A 24,583-nucleotide genomic window follows, 5' to 3' on the forward strand; every position below is an offset into this window, starting at 1 on the left:
ATGAAACAAGATATGGTTATGCCCTATGGAATTTCATCTGTAGCTTACGAGATTATTACCTGCTTTGGTCCAAAAGGATGTCCTAACGCTATAAACCGTCCTCTCGAGCTTATAAAAACCCTTGAAAATGTACTTAAAAACTCTCAACTGGATGATTTTATAAAAAACAAACTAAAAGGGCAACCTTTAAAACCCCATCACCGGTTTAAAGTCTCCATTTCAGACTGTCCGAACGGGTGTTCCCAGCTTTATATCGCTGACTTTGGAATCCATAGTTTTGTTAAAATAAAACACGATGATAGTTTGTGCACTCTATGTGACAATTGTGTAATTTCTTGTGAGGAAGGGGCGATTAAAAAAGTCGATCAAAAAATTGTAATAGACAATAAAAAATGTATAGGATGTGGTGGATGTATAAAAGCTTGTCCTGAAGGAGCTATAAAAGAAACCTATAGAGGTTATAAAATCTACGTCGGAGGGAAACTGGGGAGACATCCAAGACTGGCTTCCTTTTTAACCAAGGCTTCACCTGAAGAAGTTCCGGTTTACTTGAAAAACTTGATAGAGTTTTACCAAAACCACAACGAAAAAGGAGAAAGGGTGGGGGCTATGATAGAAAAGATGGGATGGCAAAAGGTAAAAAAACTTTTAAACCAAAAATCCTAAACCTAATTTTTTATAAACCAACTGCCTTTTTTAAAAGTTTAACTTCTTCTTCAGAAAGAGGAACTATTTCTGATGGTTTGAGTTCTCCTAATTCAACAGGACCTATCGCTATCCTTTTTAAACCTACAACCTTATAGCCTAAGCTTCCAAACATTCTTTTTATCAAATGATATCTCCCTTCCCTAACCTCTATCTTTATCCACCTTTTAGTCTCATCTAAAAAAGAAGCTGTACACGGTAAGGTCTTGCCGTCAGAAAGCTCAACCCCTTGTTCTATCTTTTTCAGGTCTAATTCAGTTATTTCTTTATCCAGCCAAACCTGATAGGTCTTAACAAGCTTCCATTTAGGATGCATCATCCTATGGGCAAGAACACCATCATCAGTAAAGATTAGCAGTCCTTCCGCATCCTTATCAAGTCTTCCCACAGGAAAAATCCTGTTTAATCCTGGCAGATCCTTAGGAAGAAAATCCATTACCGTAAGGTCCTTGTCTGACTTAGAGGTAACACACCCTCTGGGTTTATAGAATTTATAATAAAAACCTTCTACCTTACCCCTAACTTCTTTTCCGTCGATCTGAACCACATCCTTTTCAAGGTTAACCTTTACCCCTGGGTCTGTTACCTTTATACCGTTAATCGTAACCCTACCCCTTTTGATTAAAAGAGCTACCTCTTTTCTTGAACCAATCCCAAGTTTAGAAAGAAATTTATCTAAGCGCATCCTTTCACCTATTTACATTCAGCCCAAGACTTACCAAAGGCAAAATTAACCTTAATAGGTACTTTCAGAACATAATCAAGGCCTAAAAAACTGAAAGGAGCTTCCATCACCGAAGGAGCTATATCCTTTATCACCTCTACTTCTTCTTCTGGCACCTCAAGAAGAAGTTCGTCGTGAATTTGTAAAAGAAGACGGGACTTTAGCTTTTTCTGTTTAATTTGCCTATAAAGGGCTACCATAGCTACCTTGATAAGGTCTGCGGCAGAGCCTTGTATCGGGGTATTTACTGCCATGCGAAACCCTAAGTCTCTTACAGTTTTATCAGAACTAAATACTTCAGGAATATAACGTTTTCTCCCGGCTAAGGTCTTAACATACCCATGGTTTTTAACAAATTCTATCGTTTCTTCTATGTATTTTTTAACACCAGGATACCGCTGGAAATACCTTGTTATGATCTCTTCTGCCTCTTTTACCGAAATTCTAAGCTCTTTACTTAAGCCGTAAGGACTCATCCCATAGGCAATCCCAAAGTTTATAGCCTTGCTAACCCTTCTCATTTCAGGGGTTACTTTATCAGGAGTTACCCCAAATACCTCACAGGCTGTAAAGGTATGGATGTCCTGCCCTTCATTAAAGGCCTTTATAAGATTTTCGTCTTCAGAAAAATGAGCTAAAATCCTGAGTTCTATTTGTGAGTAGTCTAAACTACAAAGCCACCAGCCTTCTTCTGCTATAAATACTCTGCGAATTTCTAAACCTTCCTCTCCTTTTATGGGAATGTTTTGCAGGTTTGGGTTTTGCGAACTAATCCTACCTGTGGCTGTTCCTGTTTGGTTAAACTCTGTGTGAATACGAGAAGTAAGGGGTCTGACATACCTTAAAAAAGGCTCAAGGTAGGTGCTCAATATTTTCTGAGTAGTACGATATTGCAAAAGAAGCCTGGCAAAGGGATGTAAAGGAGCTAGTTCTTCAAGCACCTCTGCGTCGGTAGAAGGAGCCGAACTTTTAGGAGTCCTTTTTATAGAAGGGAGATTCAGTTTATTAAAGAGGATTTCACCTACCTCTCTTGAAGAACGAGGATTAAATCTTTTTCCCGCAATCTTAAAAAGTTCTTCTTCGAGTTCTTTTATTTTCTCTCGATATTGTTGTACTAAAGTTTTTACATAAACCAAATCAATCTTTATCCCAACTTCTTCCATCTCGTTTAAAACCATACTTAAAGGTGCCTCTACCTTAAACAACCAAGAAGAAAGCCCCTCTTCTTCTAACCTTGCTAAAAGCTCTTTACCTAACCTTCTTAAACTGACTACCTTTATCCTTGATAATTCTTCAGAAACCCTGTTTATTCCGTTAAGATTTAGGTCTAAGTATTCCTGAAATAAAAAGTTTAAATCATAAGCCTTTAATCCGGGATTTAAAAGATAAGCTGCTAACTTTACGTCTAAGGGATGAGAAAATGAAATCTTGTAGTTTTTAAGCCAGTTTTTGTAGTCATAAACCACATAAATACCTTGTTCCTCAGCCAATCTTTTACACTCTTCTAAAGTCAACCTATAGACCTCTTCTTCAGAAAAAGAAATCAAAAAATCCGAAGGCTGCAAATTACCAAAAAGGCCTTTATTTAGATTTTCAGGCAAAACAGCTATTACCGAGTCTTTTTTTACCGTATTAAATAAATCTGGATGGGCTTTTCTTATCTTTGGTGGTTTTGGTAAAGTTTCTTGGGGTAAAGAAAGCTCTGAAAGAAGTTTTCTAAACTCAAGTTCTTTAAAAAGGGCTTTAAGTGTAGGATAGTCAGGGTCTTTTCTTCGATAGAATTCAAGGTCCTCTGAAGGGAGAGGGGCTTCCAGATTGAGCTTAATAAGATCAAGGTTTTTAAACACCTGTTCTTGATATTTTCTCAAATTTTCTCTTATTTTTTTAGAAGAAATTAAAGAAAGATTGTCATAAATCCCTGTCAAGGTCTTAAATTTTATGAGCAACTCTTTAGCGGTTTTTTCTCCTATCCCTGGGACTCCGGGTATGTTATCGCTTTTATCACCTACCAAAGCTCTAAATTCAGGGAAAAGCTCTGGGGAAAATCCATATTTTTGAATAAAACCTTCTTTATCTAAAAAAACTTCTCTTACCGGGTCATAAATCCTTACTCTATCAGAAACAAGAGCATATAAGTCTTTATCCCCAGCCACTATGATAGCCTTATGAGAAGTTTCTGTTGATGGAGACAAGATAAATCTTTTGACAAAACTTGCTATCAAGTCGTCCGCTTCATATCCAGGAGCTGAAACCAAAGGAATCCCTAAAGCAGAAATGATTTTTTTTATGTAAGGTATTTGGATCTTTAGATCGTCTGGCATTTGAGGCCTGGTAGCCTTATATCCTTCGTAAGCCTTATGTCTAAATGTAGGCTCTTTTTCATCCATAAACCAGACTATATACTCAGGGTCCCATTCTTTTAAAATTTTAAGTACCATCTGAGTGACACCGAAAACAGCTTTGGTAGGTAGCCCTTTAGAAGTAGCTAAATATCCAGGAATAGCAAAATAAGCTCTATAGATAAAAGAGGCCCCATCTATAAGAATTATTTCTTTTTTGTCTACCATGTAGCCTTCACCTCCTAGTTAGGTACCTTAAAATTTAATCTATTTTATCAAAAATAAAACTTAAAAAACAGAACGCACTTCTTTAGTTTGGCTATTTATTTTTTTATGGTATATTTAATTAAAAAATTTCATCCAAGGGAAAAAAATGAAAGTTAAAAACTGGATGATTACTGATGTGGTGGTTGCCTTTCCTGACGATACAGTAGAAAAGGCTATTCAGCTGATGAAAAAACACTCTATCAGGCACCTTCCTATAGTAGACAGAGACAGAGAAAAGTTGATAGGGTTGGTGACTGAAAGTGAGTTGAGAGCCTATCTTAATCCAGAAAAGCTAAAACTTTCTCTTAAAGAGGTTATGATCTTAAACCCAATTACCGTAGACCCCGATACTTACATAGACGAGGCAGCTAAGCTTATTTATAAGTATAAAATCGGTGGGCTGCCTGTGGTTAGCCAAGGTAAATTAGTAGGTATCATAACCGTTACTGACATTTTAGAATCTTTTATAGAACTTATGGGGATTTTAAGGGCCTCTTCTCGTTTAGACGTTATTCCTAAAAATGGTAACTTAGATGATGTGTTAGAGACCATCAGAAAAAACGGAGGCAAAGTTATTTCGATAGGAATGGATGTTAACTTTGAAGGAGAAAGGGTTTATTTTATAAGATTAGAAAAAATATCCTTAGATAAGATAGCTTCTGAGCTTGAAGTAGCAGGTCATAAAATAATATCCATTATCGATTAGGAGGTTTCCAATGGAAGGAGAATTCAAAGTTAAGAAAACCATAGAAGATATTAATAAAAGGATTGAAAAAGGAGAAGCTGTAGTTCTTACAGCTGAAGAGTTTGTAAGTTTAGTTAAAGAGGTAGGGCCTGTTACAGCGGCTAAAGAGGTAGATGTAGTCACCACCGGGACCTTTTCACCGATGTGTTCTTCTGGGGCTTTTCTAAACTTTGGACATACCTCTCCCACGATAAAAGCCTATAGGATTTGGTTAAACGATGTGCCAGCCTATGGGGGACTTGCGGCTGTAGACCTTTACATCGGGGCTACTGAACCTAGAGAAGACGACCCTCTTAACAAAGTTTTTCCGGGGCAGTTTTTATACGGTGGTGGACATGTTATCCACGACTTAGTTGCCGGAAAAAAAATTCATCTAAGGGCCTTAGGTTATGGGACCCATTGTTATCCTAGAAAATCTTTTGAAAAAGAGTTCACTATTCATGAGTTAGTAGATGCCATTCTTTGCAACCCAAGGAATGCTTATCAAAACTATAATTGTGCCATCAATCTTTCAGATAAAATACTTTATACCTACATGGGTGTGTTAAAACCTAACCTTGGTAATGCCAACTATGCAACTGCAGGATGTCTTTCTCCCTTGTTAAAAGATCCTTATCTAAAAACCATAGGGATAGGGACAAGGATTTTCTTAGGAGGAGCCAAAGGGTATGTGATTTGGGCTGGGACCCAGCATAAAACCGAAGTTAAAAGAACACCTAAAGGGGCACCTATACAACCTGCAGCTACCCTTATGGTTATCGGAAATCTCAAAGAAATGTCCCCAGAATGGTTGGTAGGAACAAGTCATATAGGCTATGGATGTTCTTTGGCAGTAGGATTAGGTATACCTATTCCTATCCTGAATGAACAGGTGGCTGAATGGGCAGGACTCTCTGACGAAGACCTTTTTACCCAGGTAATAGACTACTCCTATGACTATCCTAACGGAATAAAAAGAAACTACGGGATCGTAAGTTATGCAGAACTGAAAAGTGGAAAAATAACCGTCTTAGGAAAAGAGGTCCCTACCTTTCCTATTTCAAGCCTTCCTAAAGCCAGAAAAATAGCTGAAATCCTTAAAAACTGGATTAAACAGGGAGAGATGTTGTTAACAGAACCAGTTAGCCCCTTATCTGGGGCTAAACTTTTTCCGATGAGATAAAGTCTAAAAAGGAGGATTTTCGATGGAAACTATTTTAACGGTTTTACAGTTAATAGTAGCCATATTGATAATTTTGATTGTTTTGATAAACGTAACCAAAGGTTCAGAATACGGTGCGGTGTTTAGAGGGGCTGAGGCCATCTTTGGTGGTGCAGGCCCCACTAGCTTTTTAAACAAAGTAACGATGATTTTGGTGTTGGTATTTTTTTTAAACTCTATCTTACTCACCAAAATCCACACCAGCAAAAATAAAACAGAAATTCCTGTCGTCCCTACCCCTCAAACTCAAACACCCTCTCCTTCTTCTATTCCTACCCCAACTACCCCTCAAAATATTCCGGTGCCTCCTCAAATTCCTTCTTCTACCTCAGAAAAACCTAAAAACTAATTTTAAAAATGAAAAATTTAGTAATACTTGGTGTTACAGGTTCTATAGGAAATTCTACGCTTAAGGTGGTTCAAGCCTATCCTGAAAGGTTTAGAATTTTAGGAGCCTCTTGTCGTAGCAAAATTGAGGCCTTAACGAAAATTGCCAGCTCCTTTAAAATTCCTTATTTGGTGGTAGAAGATTTTTCTTCAGCTGAAAAGTTAAAAAAGTCTCTTGATTATAAAGCTGAGGTCTTGGTCGGAGAAGAAGGGCTTAAAACCTTAGTCCAATTAGATGAGGCTCACATAATAGTCATAGGAATTTCTGGGATAAAAGCCCTTTTACCCACCTATTATGCTTTAAAGGCAGGCAAACGAGTAGCCATAGCTAACAAAGAAAGTTTGATCGTAGCTGGGGAGATTTTAAAGGAAGTGGCTAAAGAAGCTAAAGCCGAGCTTTTGCCGGTTGACAGCGAACATTCTTCGATTTTTCAGCTTTTACAGAAAGAAAAAAAAGAACAGGTTAAGAGAATTATCCTTACAGCCTCAGGTGGGCCTTTTTATCGTCTACCTTTAGAGGAGTTTGTTAAAATTACCCCAGAGATGGCGGTGAAACACCCGAACTGGAAGATGGGAGCCAAAATATCGGTAGATTCTGCTACCCTTATGAATAAGGGTTTTGAAGTTCTTGAAGCTAAGGTCCTTTTTGACTTTCCCTTGGAAAAGATAGAGGTACTTATCCATCCTCAAAGTTTAGTTCATGGTTTGGTTGAGTTGATAGACGGAAGTATTTTAATGCACCTTAGCTTTCCTGACATGCAACTGCCTATTTCTTATGCCTTAAACTATCCTGAAAGGATTGAACTTCAGGTACCTAAGGTTCAACTGGAGAAAATTGGCAGTTTAGTTTTTGAGGCTCCTGACCTTGAGAAATTCCCCTGCCTTAAGCTTGCTTATGAAGCAGGACAAAAAGGAGGGGTTTATCCTCTTATCCTTGAGGCAGCTGATGAGGTGGTGGTAGAGGCTTTCTTGCAAAAAAGAATTACCTTTGATAAAATTCCTTATTTTCTTGCAAAAACCCTAGATGGGTTTAAAATACCAGAAAGGCCTTCAGGGGGGGAAGATTTATCTTTTCTTTTAACCTTACATAAAGAAGTTTGTCTTTATACAGAAAAGCTGATAAAAGGGAATAAAACATGCTAACAGTAATTATAGCTTTATTAGTAATCGGTGTACTTATTTTTGTTCATGAGTTAGGTCATTTTATAGCAGCTAAGCTTATGGGGGTCAAAGTAGAGATTTTTTCATTAGGCTTTGGGCCCAAAATTATCGGTTTTAAAGCAGGAGAGACTGAATACAGGGTGTCTGCCTTTCCTTTAGGTGGATACGTTAAACTTTATGGGGAACATCCTGAAACGTTGCCTTCGGTAGTCGAAAAAGACAAAGCTTTTGCCTTTAAAAAGCCTTGGCAAAAAGCGTTTATCGTGGTTGCAGGCCCTTTGGCTAATTTTATCCTCCCTGTCCTTCTATTTTGGTTTCTTTTTTGGGCCTCTGGTTCTTATCTTCTTTCTACCAAAATAGGAGAGGTTTTACCTGGTTCTCCAGCTGAAAAAGCGGGTCTTGCTCCTGGAGATGAAATCATAGAAGTAAACGGCAAAAAGGTCAAGTCTTTTGACCAGCTTATCCTATATCTAAAAAGCCAGGAGATGGTAAAAGAAGTTTCCCTTAAAATAAAGAGAAACTCTCAAGAGTTAGAGGTAAAAATCATTCCTGAGATGAAAGAAGGATACAACCTCTTTGGGAAAAAAACTCAGGTGCCTTTTATCGGTGTCAAGTCAACCCAAGAGGTAGTTCATCAAAGGCACGGTTTTATTGAATCCTTTGTCCTTGCTGTAGAAAAGGTAGTAGACATCACTACCCTTACCTTCGTAGCTATCTTTAAGCTCTTTACAGGAGAATTGCCTTTTTCTACGTTAGGAGGTCCTATTACCATCGGGAAAATGGCAGGAGATACAGCTAAACTAGGGATTTATCCTCTTATTTCTTTTACTGGGCTTCTTTCGATCAACTTAGGGATTATAAACCTTCTCCCTTTACCTATGCTTGACGGAGGCCATTTAGTCATTTTTGGTATAGAGGCCATCAGAGGAAAACCTTTATCCCTAAAAACCCAAGAGCTTATCCTTAAAATAGGACTTTTTATCATCATTGCTCTAAGTATAGCTGTGTTTTACAACGACATCCTTAAACTTCTTAGCGGATGGAAACTCCCTTAGTTTTAGCTATAGAAACAGCAGGGAAGTCTGGAGGTATAGCCCTTATAAAAGATAAGTTGTTAGGGGCTGTTACCTTAAGATCCTCTCAGTCTTATTCTCAGATAATCTTTCAGTGTTTAACTTTTTTTGAAAAAAACTTAGGATTAGACCTAAAGTCCATAGACTACTATGCCATAGACCTTGGTCCAGGCAGTTTTACTGGACTAAGAGTTGGGCTTTCGGTGCTAAAGGGATTAAGTTTAGCCTTCCCTAAACCTGTGATACCTTTTGTTAGCCTTGAAGTGCTTGCGGTAGAAACCTTTCCAACAAACTTACCTGTGGTATCTCTGATAGATGCCTATAGCCAAGAAGTTTTTTTAGGTGTCTATAGATGGGAGGAAAATAACCTAAAAACAAAGATTTCTCCTGTTTGCGTCTCAGTCAGAAATATACCTGATTTGATAAAAGAACCTACCTGGTTTGTTGGTGAAACCTTAGAAAAATGGGAAACCTATCTGAAAGAGAGGTTAGGTCCTAATTTTTTAAAATGGCCTTTTACGATAGGTCTTACCTTGGAAAATGTGGCCAAACTGGTTTATTTAAAGCTAAAAAATAACGAATTTGAACTAAAATCTGCAGAAGATTTACTTCCTTTGTATTTAAAGGCATCTGAAGCAGAAAGAAAACGAGGCGATAAAAAATGATCCTTTTCTTGTTAAAAAGATTTCTGGTGTTCTTGATAACCCTTTTTGGGATTACTGTCATTAGTTTTTCAGTCATTCATTTAGCCCCAGGAGGCCCTTTAAGTCCTATCACTGATTTCAATCCTAAGATTACCCCAGAATATCGAGAAAGATTGGTCAAAATGTATGGTCTTGACAAACCACTTTATGTTCAATATTGGGAATGGCTAAAAAAAGCCGCCAAGTTTGATTTTGGGCGTTCTTTTTCCCCAGACCAAAGACCAGTATGGGATAAAATCAAAGAAAGACTTCCGGTTACTTTACTTTTAAATCTCCTTTCTTTAATTTTAATCTTTATGATTTCTGTACCGTTAGGGGTTTTGGGGGCTGTAAAAGCTGGAAGTTGGGTTGATCGAATATTAACCATAGTGGTATTTTTGGGTTATGCTATGCCCAGTTTTTGGCTGGCTATCATTCTTATGATGATTTTCGGGGTAAAACTTCAATGGCTTCCTATTTCTGGGCTACATTCCACCTTAGGTTATGAAGAGATGAACTTCTTTGAAAAATTATGGGACTGGACCAAACACCTGATTTGTCCCCTTTTTGTGGCTACCTTCGGAGGGATTGCAGGTATCTCAAGATATGTGAGAAATTCTATGGTAGAAGTACTAAAGGCTGACTATATTCTTTTTGCCAGGGCTAAAGGAATTTCAGAAAAAGAAGTAATCTATAAACATGCCCTAAGAAACGCCCTTTTACCCCTTATTACCATCTTAGGTCTTTCTTTACCTGGGCTGGTAGGAGGGAGTGTTATCTTTGAAACCATTTTTGGTATACCTGGAGTAGGGCAGCTAATGTGGCAAGCGGTGATGGCAAGGGATTACCCTGTTATCATGGCCAACCTTTTCCTGGTAGCTGTGCTTACTTTGATAGGGAACTTTTTAGCAGACATAGGATATGCTCTGGCAGACCCAAGAATAAGGCTTGGAGATAAACATTAATAATGTCTTTAATAAAAGAGTTGTTAAAACATCGTTTAGGAACGGCTTCTTTAATAATCATTTTATTTTTAGCTGTTTTGGCTGTTTTTGCTCCTTATATAGCCCCTTATGACCCTTTGGAAATAAACGTAGACAACATACTTCAACCACCTTCCTTAGACCATCCCTTAGGAACTGACCTTTTAGGAAGAGACGTGTTAAGCCGTATGATCTATGCCTCTCGGATCTCACTTGAGGTAAGTTTGGTGGCAGTAGGATTATCTCTGATGATAGGGGTAGTCTTAGGAGCGATAGCCGGCTACTTTGGAGGGTGGGTTGACCTGATTATTTGCAGGTTTATTGACATCATGCTTTGTTTCCCCACCATATTTTTGGTTTTAGCTATGGTAGCTTATTTAGAACCATCTATCGTTACCATCATGGTGGTAATAGGTGCTACCAGCTGGATGGGATTAGCTCGTTTAGTAAGAGCTGAAATTTTATCCTTAAAAGAAAGAGACTTTGTGTTGATAGCTAAAACCTATGGGGCATCATCCTTAAGGATTTTATTTAAACATCTCATACCTAATGCCCTACCACCTATTTTGGTCTCTGCTTCCTTAGGACTTGGACAAGCCATTTTGATAGAATCTGCCCTTTCCTTTCTTGGAATAGGGGTACAGCCTCCCATCCCTTCCTGGGGGAATATGTTGATAGACGGTAAAGAGACCTTAGAAGTAGCCTGGTGGCTTTCCTTTTACCCAGGGATGGCTATTTTGATAACAGTTCTTGCGTTTACCATACTTGGAGAAACTCTACAGGAAATTTTAAATCCTAAAAGGAAAGAAAGATGAAAAGAAAAGAACATAGATGGTGCCGAGGGCGGGACTCGAACCCGCACGGACCGACGTCCACTAGCCCCTCAAGCCAGCGCGTCTACCAATTCCGCCACCTCGGCGTATTGAGTAATAATATATTATCCTTTTTTGGTTTGTCAAGACGGATTAAACCCTTTGTTTAAGTAATTTTTTATATGATTTAAGTTAACCCTTTAACTTTTTGAGACTTACACTTTCGAAAAAGTTTAGGAGGACCTTTTATGGAATTTTTAAAAGATTTTGTGCAATATTTTTTACTTTTTTTTGAAAAAAGTAGTTATTTAGGTGTATTTTTTTTGATGACCCTTGAGTCTACTTTAATTCCTATCCCAAGTGAAATAATCATCCCTCCTGCTGCTTACCTTGCCTATCAGGGTAAACTTTCCCTTTGGGGTGTTATCCTGGCAGGTACGTTAGGTAGTTGGGCTGGAGCTCTTATCAATTATTTTTTAGCCCTTAAGTTTGGTCGTCCGATGTTTTTAAGGTTTGTCAAACGATATGGTAAGTATATACTCCTAACCGAATACTCCTTTCAAAAAATGGAAAAATTTTGGGATCAACATGGGCATATCAGTACCTTCATAGGAAGGCTCCTTCCAGGACTTAGACATGTCATCTCTATCCCAGCGGGTTTTGCCAGGATGGGACTTTTTCTGTTTTCTTTTTATACCCTATTGGGTGCGCTACTTTGGTGTAGCTTCCTTGGTTTTTGTGGATATTTTTTTGGAAAAAACGAAGAACTTCTTAAAACTTACTTAGAACGTGGCTCTATAGGAATAGTAATCTTTTGTGGGGTGATTTTGGGACTTTATATCTGGTTCAAACTAAAAAGAAAATAGACTGTTTAATTACTTTGAGCTTGAATAACTCTTACGTCTTTAGGAGGTGAAAACTGAAAAAGGCTGTCTTTAAGGGATTTATTGTATTGCAAGTTGTTAAAAATTATCCTTAAGGTTTCTCCTGAAGCCATGTTCAAGATAACCTCTTTAACCTCTCCAGACTTAGGATTTACCACTAAAGAAATCCTTCTTACCTTCTGGTCGTTGTTAGCAGTTAAAAAGTTTAGTTTCCAAAAATCGTTATCCAAGGTTTGAAAACTTTCAACTTTTAGGTCTGTTTTAATATTTCCCCTTCCGGTCATAAATCCCAGGGCTAATTTAGAACCAAAGGTTGTGCCTGAAGGATAAACCAAGGCTTGTTTTTCTTCTGGATAGTAAAAGTATATACTTTTTCCAGAAGATATGATAAAAAGTTTTTGGGGCCTGTAGTATTCCCAACGAAATTTGCCAGGTTTTTTAATCCAGAGTCTACCTGAAGACACCTCTTTATGGCCTTGAGAAATATAGGCTTCCTGGATAAATTCTGCTTCAAGCGTCTGTATTGTTTGATAAAAATCTTGGATATGGTCTATGACCTCGTCTACAGTTTGGGCCTTAAGACTAAAGGGATTTGCGAGGGCCAATAACAGGGCGAGGACGAACACCATCACTTGGGCCAACAATACCTTCCTCCTCCATACGTTCTACCAACCTTGCAGCTCGGTTGTAACCTATCCTAAGCTTCCTTTGAAGCATCGATACAGAAATTTTACCATACTGATAGGCAATTTTCAAGGCAGCTTCATATAGTTTGTCATCTTCGTAATCGCTTTCCTCTTCAAGAGAAATAGGTTCTTCGTCTTCTATCTCCTCTAAGTTGGCTAAATACTCAGGTTCTCCGATAGATTTAAGGTAATCTACCAAAAGTTTCACCTCTTCTTCTGAAACATAAGGGCCATGGATCCTTTGTAGATAAGATGATCCAGGAGGCATAAAAAGCATATCTCCTGCCCCTAAAAGCCTTTCCGCTCCCTGGGTATCAAGTATAGTTCTTGAGTCTACTTTAGAGGTAACTTGAAAGGAGATCCTGGCAGGGAAGTTAACCTTGATTAACCCAGTAATCACATCAACCGAGGGTCTTTGGGTAGCTACCAAGAGATGTATCCCTGCTGCCCTTGCCATCTGAGCCAGTCTAGTAAGTAAGGTTTCTACCTCTTTAGAAGATACCACCATAAGGTCTGCCAACTCATCGATAATCATCACTAAATAAGGCAGTTTTTCGTCAAACTGTTCGTTATAAGACTCAAGGTTTCTTGCCCCTACCTCCTCAAAAAGGCTATACCGTCTTTCCATCTCTCCTACCAACCATCTTAAAGCCTTAGTAGCCATCTTAGGTTCTAATACCACAGGATGTAATAAATAGGGAATTCCATCGTAAACGGAAAGTTCGATCCTTTTAGGATCAATCATCAAAAATCTTACCTCTTCCGGGGTGGCTTTATAGATAAGGCTTAAAATTACGCTGTGTAAAAAGATGCTTTTTCCAGAACCGGTGCTTCCGGCTATCAAAAGATGAGGCATCTTTTTAAGGTCAGCTACCACAGGAGCTCCTGAAATGTCCTTACCTAAGGCGATGGTAAGAGGAGACTTAGAACGGATAAAAGCTTCGCTCTGTAAAATATCCTTAAGATATACCCACTCTCTTTTAGGGTTTGAAATTTCGATACCTATCACACTTTTACCTGGGATAGGGGCAACGATCCTTACACTTTTAGCAGAAAGCCCCAACGCTAAGTCATCTACCAAGCTCTGGATTTTACTGATTTTAATACCTGGAGCTGGTCTAAACTCAAATACAGTAATCACAGGGCCTGGAGAAATACCTACTACCTCACCTTCTATACCAAACTCTTTAAGTTTTGAGATCAAAACCAAAGCACGTTCTTTTAACTCCTCAGGCCTTATCCGGTAAGAAGAAAGGGGAGGATCTTTAAGTAAATCTACCGGAGGAGGTAATGTTTTTTCAAATTCCTTTATCTGTGGTTCTTCCTGAGCCCCCTTTTTAGAAATCTTCTCTTTAGTATTATTTTTTGAGTTTAAAGGTTTAATTTCAAAAGACAGAGGTTCCTCAACCGGTTGAGAAGATATCTTGGTTGAGGAAATCTTTTCAAATTTTCCTTCAAGTTTTTCTTCTGTTTTTTTTATGTCTTTTTTATAGCTAAATTTGGTTAAGATAGATTTGAAAGTTTTTGGATTAAAGCCTAATCCTACCAAAAAAGAAACAAAAAGAAAGACAAACATTATCATCAAAAAAACAAAATCTCCTACCAAAAGTCTAAAATAACCATTTAATTCCCCTATAAAACCTCCGTTTAAAGGAAAACGTCCAAAAAGTAAAAGATTTTTAGTTTCTAAAAGATTAAAAGTATAGCCTACTAACATGCAAAGAGATAAAATCAGAAAAGAAAAACTAAAACCTAACCTTTTGATAGACCCTCCCATTAGTTTTAAGAAAAAGCCTAAAATAAAAAAGACAGGAATTAAAAGACTTACTATACCAAAAACAAAATAAAAGAAAGAAGCCGTATAAGCCCCTAAAAGTCCACCCAAATTGTTAATTTCAGTTGCTCCAGAAACACCTATTCCTGGGTCATAAGGATTATAAGAATAGATGGAAACTAACAGAAAAATAGAAAAAATAAAAAATAAAAAATAACTGAAAAAGACTCGTTTATAGGCCAACTTTCTACAATTTGGGTAATTTTTAATTAAAAATTTAAACCCGTTTTTATTAAAGTGAAACTTGACAAATTTTTATTAAAAATTATAACATAACTTCTGATAAAAACACTATCACATTTAGTTTTAGAACGTTAAGTTTTAGAATGTTATGAAATATCGCCTTGCTGGATATATCGTTCACAATTTTTTATCTTCCAAATCCAAGTTCATATTATTTTTTATAGGATTATCTATATTTTTAGCCCTTTTAGTAGGTTGGATTTCAGCCCGTTGCACCTACCATCAGGTTTTAGAAGTAGCTACCTTGCATGTAAAGAAAGACCTAAATATGTTTGAAGTTTTATTAAACCTAAAATATCCTGGAGAATGGCAGATATTAAACGGTAGGTTGTATAAAGGGAAGGTTTTGATCAACGACAACTTTGAGATAGTAGACTTTTTTGAAAAAGCAACAGGAAACACCGCTACTGTGTTTTTAGGCGATACAAGGGTTACTACTACCATAAGAAATGAATTAGGCACCCGTATCATAGGAACTAAGGTAAGCCCTCCTGTTGCACAAAGGGTTTTACAACAGGGAAAAGAGTATTATGGTATCGCAGACATATTAGGAGAAAAATACATCACTGCCTACAAACCTATAAAAGATCCCTCTGGTAAAATTATCGGGATTCTCTATACCGGTATCTCACTTAAAAAGTTTACCCCTATTCAACAAAAATTCTATCAAAATATAATTATTCCTTATATAGGCTTGGTACTTCTGTTTATCTTGAATGGATTTTTAATCTTTTTCTGGGCTCGGGCTGTTAATCTTTCTATCATAGACCCTCTTACTAAAGTTTACAACAGAAGATATATAATTCACAAGATTAAACAAGAAGCTTTGAAAAAACAAACTCAAAAGGATTATGAATTTTCTGCACTCTTGATAGATGTTGATGATTTCAAAAAGGTAAATGACACCTACGGACACGCTGAAGGAGATAGGGTTTTAAAAGAAATAACTGAAATAATAAAGCAAAGAATAAGAAATCAGGATATCCTTGGGAGATGGGGAGGAGAAGAATTTATCCTTGTTTGTCCAGAGACGCCTTTAGAAAAAGCACAAATATTAGCTGATCATCTAAGAAAGTTAATCGAAAAACATAACTTTGGTGAAAAAAAACTTAAGATTACCGCTTCCTTTGGGGTTACTTCTTGGAAAGACGAAGACACCTTAGATAGCTTTTTAAACAGACTTGATAAAGCCTTATATCAGGGTAAAATCAAAGGTAAAAACTGTGTGGTGATCTTTTAGTTCTATAAAAGTTCCTTTTACAGCACCTGATTAGAGGGTTTTAAAATGCATGCATACAAAGTCTTGTGGATAGATGTAACTCAAAAAACTTGGAAAGTCAAAAATTATCCGATCCCACCTTACTTAGGTCCTGTAGATATAGGAATACGAATACACTTAGAAGAAGTAGAAAGCTTTAAGGAAGAGGTTTTTTCAGGAACTAACGTACTCTTTTTAGGAACCGGACCTTTTGCTGGAGGGAAAATTTTTGGTACACACAGGTTGGTAGCGGTATTTAGAAGTCCAGAAAGTCTTGGCTTACATGTATCAGAAATGGGTGGGGTAGGCTATAAGTTTGTAAGGTCTGGGGTTAATGGATTTGCCATTTTTGGTAAAAGTCCTGAACCAGTCGTTATTTTTGTAGAAGGAAGCTCTGAAGGGATAAACCTAAGGTTTGAAACAATAGAAAAAGAAAAACTTGAAGAAATTTATGACAACTATCATGGATATAAAGGAACTTATGCCCTCACCAAATATCTTTTAGACAATTACTCAGAATTTTTTATTAAAAATAGAGCAAGGGCTGTAGTGGTAGGGGAAGGAGCTTTTTCTACTAAGTTTGGGTCTTTGGTATCGATAGACATAAACCCTGAAAAAAAAGAGCTTATCCAAGGGAGTGAAGATTTTGCAGGAAGGGCAGGCCCAGGGTCAGTTTTAGCTCAAGCCCATGGGGTGTTTGGGCTGGTGGTAGGTGGAGAGGCCAGTCCCCAGGTTCCTGAGGTTTTCTCAGATGTTAAAAGATTTGCCAAGTTTTTCCAAGAAGTTACTTCCAGAGATTATACTTCAGCAGTAAATTCAGCTACCTTAAAATATAGATTTGACCCTAAAATAGGAGCAGGAGGCACCTTTGGGTCTAACTATCCTTATTACAAAGAATGGTTGCCTACTTTCTGCTTTAACAGCATCTATCTTAAAAGGGAGTTTCGAAAAAAATTAGCTGACCTTATCCTTTCTTATTATTGGAAACCCTTTAAAGAGCTTACCTTTGAACAAGCGAAAACCTGGAAAACCTGTGGAGAGCCCTGTCCGGTGGCGTGTAAAAAAGTTTGGAAGGGTAAAAAGGTAGACTACGAACCTTTTCAAGGGATTGGGCCTTTAATAGGGGTTTTTAACTTAGACTTAGCCTCAAAGATCGTAGACCTGATAGACCAGAAAGGGCTTGATGCTATAGGAACAGGCCATGTGGTAATGTTTTTACTTGAAGCTGTACAAAAAGAACTTTTAACCTGCGAAGAGTTAGGAATTTCAGAGCCTCCCTGTTTGGATCCCTTTAAACTAAATCCTAAGGCCTGGGAAGTTAATGGGAAATTAGCTATCGAGATTATAGAAGGATTAGTTAGTAAGAAAAACAAAATCTTATCGCTTATCGCAGAAAAAGGTCTAAGACAGGCGATTAACTACTTAGAAAATCTCTATGAAGACAGAATTACCTCTGTAGGTCTTTCTTTTAGGGATTTAGCTCTTTATCAACCTTACGGAGAAGGTGGTTATATGACCCCTAATTTTTATTGGACCAAAGGATTTCTTATTCCTATTTTTGTAACAGGGAAGTACTGGACAGATTACTGTTTAGCCTTCACTTCTCCAGAAGAGTTTGCTAAACAGGTCTATCAAAGAGCTATCAAAGAACTTAGTCTTTCCAACGCAGCTTTTTGCCGTTTCCACAGAGGTTGGGCCGAAAACCTCATTCCATCTCTTTACCAACAATTAGGAATATCTGAATATGAAGAAAAAATAAAAGAGGTTTACCGGAACATAGGAATTTATAACCTTAAGGCTAAAGCCTTACCACAACCATTAGAAAGTGAAAAAGCCATAGACATCTTCTGTACCTTAGCAGAAGAGTTAAGCCTTTCTAAATGGTACACTAAGTTTACTAAAAATAAAAAAAGAGCGTACTTAGAATGGTTTGAAAGGTTTTATCTTACCTATCTTTCTTTAGTAGGCATTTCATAAAAACGTCAAAAAAGCAAGAAATCAAAAGAATTTTATCAAAAAATTTTTGTCAAATTTAAATTATTTAATCTATTATAAAAAAAAATCTGAAAAACTAAAGTTGACTTTTTTCGCAAAAAACTATAATCTTTTTTAATTAAAGATAATACAAAGAGGAGGTATGCGTATGTTTAACCTCAAAGACCTTAGTAGAAGAGATTTTTTAAAGATATGTACCATAGTTACTGCTACGATGGGGCTTCCTGTTTCTATGGTAGAAAAAGTAGAAGCAGCCCTGAAAAAGGGTCCTAAACCTACGGTAGTATGGTTGCACTTTATGGAGTGTACCGGATGTACCGAATCGCTTCTCAGGTCTTCACATCCACCTTTAGGAAGGTTTTTGCTTGAAATGGTTAACCTTGAGTATCATGAGACCTTGATGCCAGCTGCTGGTAAACAGGCAGAAGAGGTGCTTCATGAAACCATCAAAACCTACAAAGGAGAATACATCTGTGTGGTAGAAGGAGCTGTTTCAACCAAAGACGGTGGTATTTACTGTAAGGTTGGTGGAAGACCTGCAATAGAAATTTTAAAAGAAGTGGCAAAGGATGCTAAGCTGGTTATCAACATGGGTACCTGTGCTGCCTTTGGAGGAGTACAAGCAGCTAAACCCAATCCTACAGGTGCGGTAGGTGTGCCTCAGGTTATCGGAAATGAAAAGGTAATCAACATACCTGGTTGTCCTCCTAACCCATACAACTTTTTTGCTACCATCAGTTATATCCTTACCTTTGGTAAACTTCCTGAATTAGACAAACTTAGAAGACCAAAATTTGCTTATGGTAGGCTTATCCATGACCACTGTGAAAGAAGGCCTCACTTTGATGAAGGTCGTTTTGCTGAAGCCTTTGGTGACGAAGGGCATAAACAGGGTTATTGTCTATACAAAGTAGGATGCAGAGGGCCTGTTACCTATGCTAACTGTGGTGTGATCAAATTCTGTGATGTGGGTGCCTGGCCAGTCGGTGCTGGTCATGGATGTATGGGATGTGTTGAACCAGACTTTTGGGATGAAATGTCCCCATTCTACAAACCTATTATGGAATAATAAAACTTAAAATCTAAAAAAGATTACAAAGGAGGTTAACGTATGGCTAAAAGGATTACCATAGACCCCATAACCAGGATAGAGGGACATTTAAGAATAGATGTAGAGGTAGATGGAGGCAAAGTAGTAAATGCTTGGTCTTCTGGACAGATGTGGAGAGGTATAGAGATCATCCTCAAAGGAAGAGACCCAAGGGACGCCTGGGCCTTTACTCAGAGGTTCTGTGGTGTATGTACTACTGTTCATGCTATGGCTTCGGTTAGAGCCGTAGAAAATGCCTTAGGAATGGAAATTCCTTTAAATGCCCAGTATGTAAGAAACATCATCCTTTGTGCCCATGCTTTGCATGACCACATGGTCCATTTTTACCATCTATCAGCCCTTGACTGGGTAGATATAGTATCTGCTTTAAAAGCAGACCCCAAAAAAACTGCTGAGCTTGCTCAGAGCATTTCTTCTTGGGAAGGAAACTCTGTTACTTATTTTAAAAAGGTAAAAGAGACCCTTCAAAAATTTGTAGAAAAGGGACAAATTGGACCTTTTACCAACGGATACTGGGGACATCCACAGATGAAACTTTCTCCTGAGGTAAACTTACTTGCTGTAGCTCATTACTTAACTGCCTTAGACTATCAGTTTGACGCTAACAAAGTGGTTGCTATCTTTGGAGGTAAAACCCCTCATATCCAAACGTTGGTAGTAGGTGGAGTAGCTTTAGCCATCAATCCTGACAACTTAGCTACCCTTAACGCTGAAAGGCTAGATTACGCCCGTGAATTACTCATGAAAGTAAAACATTTTATCCAAGAGGTTTATCTTAACGACGTGATTGCTGTAGGATGTCTATACAAAGACTGGTTTAAGATCGGAAGAGGAGTAGATAACTACTTAGCGGTACCAGACCTTCCTCTTGACACCAAAGGAACGGTATTTGACCTTCCTGGTGGAACCATCTTTAACGGAGACTTGTCTACTTATACCCCGATCAAAAGCTTTAACGATCCTTATTTTAGAGACAACGTTACCGAAAGTGTGGCTCATTCCTGGTACAAAGATACTGGACCAAGACATCCCTGGCAGGGTGAAACTGTTCCTAATTATACTGACTTTAATCCTAACGGAAAATACAGCTGGTCTAAGGCTCCTCGTTTCAAAGGTGAACCTATGCAAGTTGGCCCATTGGCTCAAGTGTTGATGGGTATCGCTACCAAACATGAATTAACGATGAAGTGGGTAAACTATGCGTTAGAAAAAGCTAAAGCTTTAGGTGTTAACTTAACGGTGGATGACCTTCACTCCACGATGGGAAGGCATTTGGCAAGAGCCATCAGAGCAGCCATGCTTGCTGACCTTGCCCTCAAGCATTTAAACCTTCTTGAGAAAAACATCGCTAAAGGAGATTATGCTATCTGGAATAAAGTTGAATTTCCTGCCAAAGAGATTAAGGGTGTTGGTTTTCATGAAGCCCCAAGAGGAACTCTTTCTCACTGGGTGGTTATAGAAAAAGGTAAAATCAAAAACTATCAAGCAGTTGTGCCATCTACCTGGAACATGAGCCCAAGATGTGAAAAAGGAAAACGTGGTCCTTATGAAGAAAGCTTGATCAACAACCCTGTGGTTGACCCTGAAAAACCACTTGAGGTGTTAAGGACTATCCACTCCTTTGACCCATGTATAGCCTGTGCTGTCCATCTATTAGATGCAAAAGGTAATGAAATCAAAAGAGTAAAAGTACTCTAAGGTTTAAAACTTTACCCATAAAAAAAGGGAGCTTTTTAAGGCTCCCTTTTTTTATTTCTTGGATTACAAAAAAGACGAGTTTTTATAACACTTTTGAGTTTTAATTTAACTGTTTTCTGTATTTAAAATAGGCTAAACATGCCCCTTCAGAGGATACCATACAAGGACCTATAGGATTTTGAGGAGTACAGGCTTTACCAAAAAGTTTACAGTCAGTAGGCTTGTTAAGCCCTTTTATAACCCTTCCACACAAGCACTGAGGATGTTCTTTAGAAGAAGGAAGAGATAGATTAAAAAACTTTTCTCCGTCTAAGGATTCATACTTAGGTGCTATGGCATAAGCGCTGTTTGGTATCTCACCTAAACCTCTCCAAGGGAAAGAATCCCTTATCACAAAAACCTCTTTTAAAAGTTCTTGAGCCTTTAAGTTGCCCTGTTTATCCACCGTACGGGTATACTGGATTTCTACCTCACATCTTCCTTCCTTTTTCTGTTTTACTATAAGATAAACCGCCTGCAACAGGTCTAAAGGCTCAAAACCTGAGACTACGATCGGAGTTCCGTATCTTTGCACTATCGGTTCATAGACTTTTGTCCCTGTGATGGTGCTTACATGACCTGGGCCTATAAAAGCCTCTATAAAAGGTTTTTCCTCACTTTTTAAGAGATAATCAAGGACTTCTATGGCTAAAATATGGTTTGAGACCACCCAAAGGTTTGCGATACCTAATTGATGGGCTTGTTTGATAAGAACTGCGGTATGAGGTGCGGTGGTTTCAAACCCTATGGCAAAAAACACTACTTTTTTATTAGGAAACTCCTGGGCTATTTTTATGGCTTCCAGACATGAAGGAAGGGGGCGCACTTCGTAGCCTTCAGCCCTTAAGGTTAAAAGACTAATCTTGTTAGAACCAGGAACTCTCATCAAGTCTCCATAGGTACAGAGGATAACATCAGGTAATTTGGCAAGTTCAATGGCTAAATCTACCCTTTCTAAAGCAGTTACACATACCGGGCAACCTGGTCCATGTAAAAAATTGATATAACCTTTAAGGAGCTCATCTAAGCCGTTTTTCAAGATAACATGGGTATGCCCCCCGCAGAACTCCATAATGTTTACGGGGTTACCTAAACTCTCTACCTCTCTTTTAATGAGGTCCGCTAAAACTTTTACCCTTTGAGGGTCTTTAAAGCTATTCCACGTTTGGTTGAGTGAGCCTGAGTATTTCATCCCAGTACCTCAAACTTTCTTGAGCTTCTTCTTCACTAAGTTTTTTAATGGCAAAACCTACATGCACCAACACCCAATCCCCTTCTTTTACCTTTTCAGGAAGAAGATGAAGGGCTACCTCAGTTTTTACTCCTTGAACCTCAGCAACGGCTGTCCATTCGTCTTTTACTTCTACTATTTTATAAGGATAGGCCAAACACATCTTTTAACTCCTTTTTTGATTTTTGTATACATACAAAATCCTTTGTATGGCAGTTAAATGTGTAAAAACTGAAATTACCACCAAAAACACCGTAATTAGATCAAAAATAAGGGCTATAATCAAAAAGGTGATCCTTTCAAACCTGGTAAACATTCCGATTTTACATTCAAACCCTACCCCTTCTGCCCTTGCTCGGGCATAGCTTACCATCAAAGACCCTGTAATCCCTAAAAAACTTAGAAGAGCCTGATAAGGCTGATTATACGCAATAAAATAATAACAAAGGCTCAAAAATATAAATATTTCTCCATAACGATCTAAAGTTGAGTCTAAAAAAGCCCCAAAAGGTGAGACTTTGTTGGTAAACCTGGCTAAAGCACCATCTAAGGCATCAAGAGGAGCAAAAAGAAGTAGCAGAATACCAGCTACCACAAACTCTCCATAGGCTATAAAAAAGGAACTTAAAACAAACCCCAAAAAACAAAGGATGGTGATAGCATTGGGGTGGACGTTAAGACCAGAGAGTACTTTTACCAAAGGAAGCAATATTGGTTGAGCTAAATTTCTGGCAGTCTCGCTTAAGTTTATCTTTGACATGTTAAAACCTTGTTAACTTTTAGTTCTTATATTATTTCACATTCTCGTAAATCTTCAATAGCAAGAAAGTTGTACTACCATTACTTACATCTTATCCCAAAGTTTGTCTCTCCCTTATTCTATCAAGAAACTCTAAGGATAACTCTTTAAACGCAAGTGAAACCCTGTTTTGTCTATCATAATCAATAACAGGTTTTCCAAAACTCTGTGCTTCACTAACCTTTACACTTCTTGGGATGCGAGTCTTAAAAATAATCCATTTAAAATGTTTTTCTGCTTCCTCAGCTACTTCATGAGAAAGACGATTTCTTCCGTCATACATTGTTAAAACCAACCCAAAGAGCATCAATTCAGGGTTTAAACTTTTTTTAATTCCCTTTATGGTTCTTACCAATAAAGATAGCCCTTCTAAGGCATAATATTCGCACTGAAGAGGAATAACTACTCCCTGAGAAGCTGTTAGGATGTTAACGGTTATCAAACCAAGAGAAGGGGGTGAATCGATAAAAATAAAATCGAAAAACTCTTTTATCGGTTGTTGCAAATAAGTCCCTTTTTCAATAAGGTTTCTAAGCACATATTCTCTTTGAGGATAATCTACCAGCTCTATCTCAAGCCCTACAAGGTCTATCGAAGAAGGCAAAAGATAGAGACCTGAAAACGGCTGTTTGATAAAAGGCTCTACTTTTTCTTCTATGATTGCCTGATAGATGCTTTGTTGTTTTTTGACCCTAACTCCTAAACCACTTGAGGCGTTGGCCTGAGGGTCAAAATCTATCACTAAGACCTTAAAACCTTCCAAGGTTAGAGCCCGGGCAAGATTAACACATACCGTAGTTTTACCTACTCCACCTTTTTGGTTGATAAAAGCTAATACCTTCATCTATCCTTTTAACCCAAAAGTATAGTACAACTCGTTTAGTAAAACCACTAACAAAAAAACAAAACTGATAAAACCATTTACCGTAAAAAAAGCCTTGTTTATCTTGGAAAGATCCTTTTCGGTTATCAAGCGATGCTCATAGACTAAAAAAAGGGTGATCAAAAAGAGGCCCAGATAATAAATCCAGGTAGTCTTAGGATAAACTAACCCTACTAAAACTAACGAAAAGAAGGTAATACCATGAAGAAGTCTGGCTATTTTAAGAGCCTTGGCTATCCCAAATCTAACAGGAATAGACTTAAGCCCTACATTTTTATCAAACTCATAATCCTGCAGGCTATAAAGCACATCAAAACCAGAAACCCAGGACCCCATAGCCAAACCTAACAAAAAGGCAATCAAACTGACCCTTTCGTTTAAGGCTATATCTACGGCTATTGGAATAAGAAAGTAAACCACCCCAAGGACTAAATGAGGAAAATAGGTTATCCTTTTAGCATAAGGGTAAAACCATAAGAAAAAAATCACAACTGGGCTTAAGGCTAAAGCTAACAGGTTAATAGCATAACAACTTCCTATAAAAACCAAGCCGCTAATAAAAATAAGGAGTTTTATTTCCCAATCTTTTACCAAGCCGCTTGCATGAGGCCAGATCTTGGTTCTCGGATTTTTTTCATCAAAGGGTTTATCAACTAACCTGTTTAAAGCCATCCCTAAGGTTCTGGCTGAGATCATAGCTATCAAAATAGCGATGACTTTTTTCCAAGAAAGAACTTCTTGATAGAGTAAAAATATACTTGCCAGACCAAAGGGGAGGGCAAAAACCGTGTGTTCAAACTTTAAAAGCTCTGAATAAAGTTTAACCTTGGATATCAATTTTT

At 37.9% G+C, this 24,583-nt stretch carries 23 protein-coding genes and 1 tRNA gene; 14 read left to right on the top strand and 10 right to left on the bottom strand.

Features of this window, described 5'->3' with window-relative positions; genetic code table 11:
* Positions 1–666, top strand: a complete 666-nt coding sequence (locus tag HL41_RS04865) for a 4Fe-4S dicluster domain-containing protein (protein ID WP_051754507.1) — start codon at positions 1–3, stop codon at positions 664–666.
* Between the two features lie 10 nt (positions 667–676).
* On the opposite strand, the gene HL41_RS04870 is transcribed toward HL41_RS04865, so the two are convergent.
* Positions 677–1,390, bottom strand: coding sequence for a pseudouridine synthase (locus HL41_RS04870; protein ID WP_038060679.1), 714 nt, complete (start codon positions 1,388–1,390; stop codon positions 677–679).
* An 8-nt stretch (positions 1,391–1,398) separates the two neighbouring features.
* Positions 1,399–3,996 carry a DNA polymerase I gene (gene polA, locus HL41_RS04875; RefSeq protein WP_038060692.1) on the bottom strand — a complete coding sequence of 866 codons (2,598 nt, stop codon included), beginning with the start codon at positions 3,994–3,996 and terminating at the stop codon, positions 1,399–1,401.
* A 145-nt stretch (positions 3,997–4,141) separates the two neighbouring features.
* Here polA and HL41_RS04880 point away from each other — a divergent pair, with 145 nt between their 5' ends.
* From HL41_RS04880 to HL41_RS04915, 8 genes are read left to right on the top strand one after another with little or no spacing between them, the layout of a single operon-like run.
* Positions 4,142–4,741, top strand: coding sequence for a CBS domain-containing protein (locus tag HL41_RS04880; protein ID WP_038060694.1), 600 nt, complete (start codon positions 4,142–4,144; stop codon positions 4,739–4,741).
* A gap of 10 nt (positions 4,742–4,751) precedes the next feature.
* Positions 4,752–5,942 carry a homocysteine biosynthesis protein gene (locus tag HL41_RS04885; RefSeq protein ID WP_038060696.1) on the top strand — a complete coding sequence of 397 codons (1,191 nt, stop codon included), beginning with the start codon at positions 4,752–4,754 and terminating at the stop codon, positions 5,940–5,942.
* 22 nt (positions 5,943–5,964) lie between these two features.
* On the top strand, positions 5,965–6,330 hold the full coding sequence (gene secG, locus HL41_RS04890; protein WP_051754508.1) for a preprotein translocase subunit SecG: 366 nt from the start codon (positions 5,965–5,967) through the stop codon (positions 6,328–6,330).
* A gap of 8 nt (positions 6,331–6,338) precedes the next feature.
* On the top strand, positions 6,339–7,511 hold the full coding sequence (gene dxr / locus HL41_RS04895; protein WP_038060699.1) for a 1-deoxy-D-xylulose-5-phosphate reductoisomerase: 1,173 nt from the start codon (positions 6,339–6,341) through the stop codon (positions 7,509–7,511).
* Positions 7,505–8,584 (top strand): RIP metalloprotease RseP, encoded by a 1,080-nt coding sequence (gene rseP / locus HL41_RS04900; RefSeq protein WP_038060702.1) that lies wholly within the window; start codon positions 7,505–7,507, stop codon positions 8,582–8,584. Before dxr ends, rseP begins: the two co-directional genes overlap by 7 nt.
* Positions 8,569–9,267, top strand: a complete 699-nt coding sequence (gene tsaB, locus HL41_RS04905) for a tRNA (adenosine(37)-N6)-threonylcarbamoyltransferase complex dimerization subunit type 1 TsaB (protein ID WP_038060705.1) — start codon at positions 8,569–8,571, stop codon at positions 9,265–9,267. The genes rseP and tsaB overlap by 16 nt, the downstream gene beginning before the upstream one ends.
* Positions 9,264–10,250, top strand: a complete 987-nt coding sequence (locus HL41_RS04910) for an ABC transporter permease (protein ID WP_038060708.1) — start codon at positions 9,264–9,266, stop codon at positions 10,248–10,250. The genes tsaB and HL41_RS04910 overlap by 4 nt, the downstream gene beginning before the upstream one ends.
* A gap of 2 nt (positions 10,251–10,252) precedes the next feature.
* A complete protein-coding gene (locus HL41_RS04915; RefSeq protein WP_038060709.1) occupies positions 10,253–11,083 on the top strand; it encodes an ABC transporter permease in 831 nt (276 codons plus the stop codon).
* 17 nt (positions 11,084–11,100) lie between these two features.
* On the opposite strand, the gene HL41_RS04920 is transcribed toward HL41_RS04915, so the two are convergent.
* Positions 11,101–11,187 (bottom strand) — tRNA-Leu (locus tag HL41_RS04920).
* A 141-nt stretch (positions 11,188–11,328) separates the two neighbouring features.
* On the opposite strand from HL41_RS04920, the gene HL41_RS04925 reads away from it, so the two are divergent.
* On the top strand, positions 11,329–11,946 hold the full coding sequence (locus HL41_RS04925; protein ID WP_038060712.1) for a DedA family protein: 618 nt from the start codon (positions 11,329–11,331) through the stop codon (positions 11,944–11,946).
* Positions 11,947–11,951: 5 nt separating this feature from the next.
* Here the strand turns inward: HL41_RS04925 and lolA are convergent, their stop codons facing one another.
* Positions 11,952–12,596 carry an outer membrane lipoprotein chaperone LolA gene (gene lolA, locus HL41_RS04930; protein WP_235181324.1) on the bottom strand — a complete coding sequence of 215 codons (645 nt, stop codon included), beginning with the start codon at positions 12,594–12,596 and terminating at the stop codon, positions 11,952–11,954.
* Positions 12,547–14,667 carry an FtsK/SpoIIIE family DNA translocase gene (locus HL41_RS04935; RefSeq protein WP_038060717.1) on the bottom strand — a complete coding sequence of 707 codons (2,121 nt, stop codon included), beginning with the start codon at positions 14,665–14,667 and terminating at the stop codon, positions 12,547–12,549. Before HL41_RS04935 ends, lolA begins: the two co-directional genes overlap by 50 nt.
* A gap of 148 nt (positions 14,668–14,815) precedes the next feature.
* Here HL41_RS04935 and HL41_RS09055 point away from each other — a divergent pair, with 148 nt between their 5' ends.
* From HL41_RS09055 to HL41_RS04960, 4 genes are all read left to right on the top strand, one after another.
* A complete protein-coding gene (locus tag HL41_RS09055) occupies positions 14,816–15,967 on the top strand; it encodes a diguanylate cyclase (protein WP_051754509.1) in 1,152 nt (383 codons plus the stop codon).
* A gap of 45 nt (positions 15,968–16,012) precedes the next feature.
* Complete coding sequence (locus tag HL41_RS04950; RefSeq protein WP_038060720.1) at positions 16,013–17,962, top strand: aldehyde ferredoxin oxidoreductase N-terminal domain-containing protein; 1,950 nt, start codon at positions 16,013–16,015, stop codon at positions 17,960–17,962.
* 166 nt (positions 17,963–18,128) lie between these two features.
* On the top strand, positions 18,129–19,049 hold the full coding sequence (locus tag HL41_RS04955; RefSeq protein WP_038060723.1) for a hydrogenase small subunit: 921 nt from the start codon (positions 18,129–18,131) through the stop codon (positions 19,047–19,049).
* A 42-nt stretch (positions 19,050–19,091) separates the two neighbouring features.
* Entirely contained in the window at positions 19,092–20,789 is a 1,698-nt protein-coding gene (locus HL41_RS04960; protein ID WP_038060726.1) for a nickel-dependent hydrogenase large subunit, read from the top strand.
* Between the two features lie 100 nt (positions 20,790–20,889).
* On the opposite strand, the gene hypD is transcribed toward HL41_RS04960, so the two are convergent.
* From hypD to HL41_RS04985, 5 genes are all read right to left on the bottom strand, one after another.
* Complete coding sequence (gene hypD, locus HL41_RS04965; RefSeq protein WP_038060729.1) at positions 20,890–22,020, bottom strand: hydrogenase formation protein HypD; 1,131 nt, start codon at positions 22,018–22,020, stop codon at positions 20,890–20,892.
* On the bottom strand, positions 21,983–22,222 hold the full coding sequence (locus HL41_RS04970) for a HypC/HybG/HupF family hydrogenase formation chaperone (protein WP_038060732.1): 240 nt from the start codon (positions 22,220–22,222) through the stop codon (positions 21,983–21,985). The genes hypD and HL41_RS04970 overlap by 38 nt, the downstream gene beginning before the upstream one ends.
* A 3-nt stretch (positions 22,223–22,225) precedes the next feature.
* On the bottom strand, positions 22,226–22,819 hold the full coding sequence (locus HL41_RS04975) for a CDP-alcohol phosphatidyltransferase family protein (protein ID WP_038060736.1): 594 nt from the start codon (positions 22,817–22,819) through the stop codon (positions 22,226–22,228).
* 91 nt (positions 22,820–22,910) lie between these two features.
* On the bottom strand, positions 22,911–23,702 hold the full coding sequence (locus HL41_RS04980; RefSeq protein WP_022855861.1) for a ParA family protein: 792 nt from the start codon (positions 23,700–23,702) through the stop codon (positions 22,911–22,913).
* Positions 23,703–24,575, bottom strand: coding sequence for a UbiA-like polyprenyltransferase (locus HL41_RS04985; RefSeq protein WP_038060805.1), 873 nt, complete (start codon positions 24,573–24,575; stop codon positions 23,703–23,705).
* Positions 24,576–24,583 lie beyond the last annotated feature (8 nt).

Origin of the sequence: Thermodesulfobacterium commune DSM 2178 (assembly GCF_000734015.1) — a bacterium.
Classification (GTDB): Bacteria; Desulfobacterota; Thermodesulfobacteria; order Thermodesulfobacteriales; family Thermodesulfobacteriaceae; genus Thermodesulfobacterium; species Thermodesulfobacterium commune.

Excerpts from the sequence above, each read along its gene's own strand:
- HL41_RS04970 (WP_038060732.1), bottom strand. The coding sequence starts at position 22,222 with ATGTGTTTGGCCTATCCTTATAAAATAGTAGAAGTAAAAGACGAATGG.
- HL41_RS09055 (WP_051754509.1), top strand. The coding sequence starts at position 14,816 with ATGAAATATCGCCTTGCTGGATATATCGTTCACAATTTTTTATCTTCC.
- dxr (WP_038060699.1), top strand. The coding sequence starts at position 6,339 with ATGAAAAATTTAGTAATACTTGGTGTTACAGGTTCTATAGGAAATTCT.
- HL41_RS04955 (WP_038060723.1), top strand. The coding sequence starts at position 18,129 with ATGTTTAACCTCAAAGACCTTAGTAGAAGAGATTTTTTAAAGATATGT.
- HL41_RS04880 (WP_038060694.1), top strand. The coding sequence starts at position 4,142 with ATGAAAGTTAAAAACTGGATGATTACTGATGTGGTGGTTGCCTTTCCT.
- HL41_RS04980 (WP_022855861.1), bottom strand. The coding sequence starts at position 23,702 with ATGAAGGTATTAGCTTTTATCAACCAAAAAGGTGGAGTAGGTAAAACT.
- HL41_RS04870 (WP_038060679.1), bottom strand. The coding sequence starts at position 1,390 with ATGCGCTTAGATAAATTTCTTTCTAAACTTGGGATTGGTTCAAGAAAA.
- tsaB (WP_038060705.1), top strand. The coding sequence starts at position 8,569 with ATGGAAACTCCCTTAGTTTTAGCTATAGAAACAGCAGGGAAGTCTGGA.
- HL41_RS04950 (WP_038060720.1), top strand. The coding sequence starts at position 16,013 with ATGCATGCATACAAAGTCTTGTGGATAGATGTAACTCAAAAAACTTGG.
- HL41_RS04865 (WP_051754507.1), top strand. The coding sequence starts at position 1 with ATGAAACAAGATATGGTTATGCCCTATGGAATTTCATCTGTAGCTTAC.
- rseP (WP_038060702.1), top strand. The coding sequence starts at position 7,505 with ATGCTAACAGTAATTATAGCTTTATTAGTAATCGGTGTACTTATTTTT.
- polA (WP_038060692.1), bottom strand. The coding sequence starts at position 3,996 with ATGGTAGACAAAAAAGAAATAATTCTTATAGATGGGGCCTCTTTTATC.
- HL41_RS04910 (WP_038060708.1), top strand. The coding sequence starts at position 9,264 with ATGATCCTTTTCTTGTTAAAAAGATTTCTGGTGTTCTTGATAACCCTT.
- hypD (WP_038060729.1), bottom strand. The coding sequence starts at position 22,020 with ATGAAATACTCAGGCTCACTCAACCAAACGTGGAATAGCTTTAAAGAC.
- HL41_RS04960 (WP_038060726.1), top strand. The coding sequence starts at position 19,092 with ATGGCTAAAAGGATTACCATAGACCCCATAACCAGGATAGAGGGACAT.
- secG (WP_051754508.1), top strand. The coding sequence starts at position 5,965 with ATGGAAACTATTTTAACGGTTTTACAGTTAATAGTAGCCATATTGATA.
- HL41_RS04885 (WP_038060696.1), top strand. The coding sequence starts at position 4,752 with ATGGAAGGAGAATTCAAAGTTAAGAAAACCATAGAAGATATTAATAAA.
- HL41_RS04975 (WP_038060736.1), bottom strand. The coding sequence starts at position 22,819 with ATGTCAAAGATAAACTTAAGCGAGACTGCCAGAAATTTAGCTCAACCA.
- HL41_RS04925 (WP_038060712.1), top strand. The coding sequence starts at position 11,329 with ATGGAATTTTTAAAAGATTTTGTGCAATATTTTTTACTTTTTTTTGAA.
- HL41_RS04915 (WP_038060709.1), top strand. The coding sequence starts at position 10,253 with ATGTCTTTAATAAAAGAGTTGTTAAAACATCGTTTAGGAACGGCTTCT.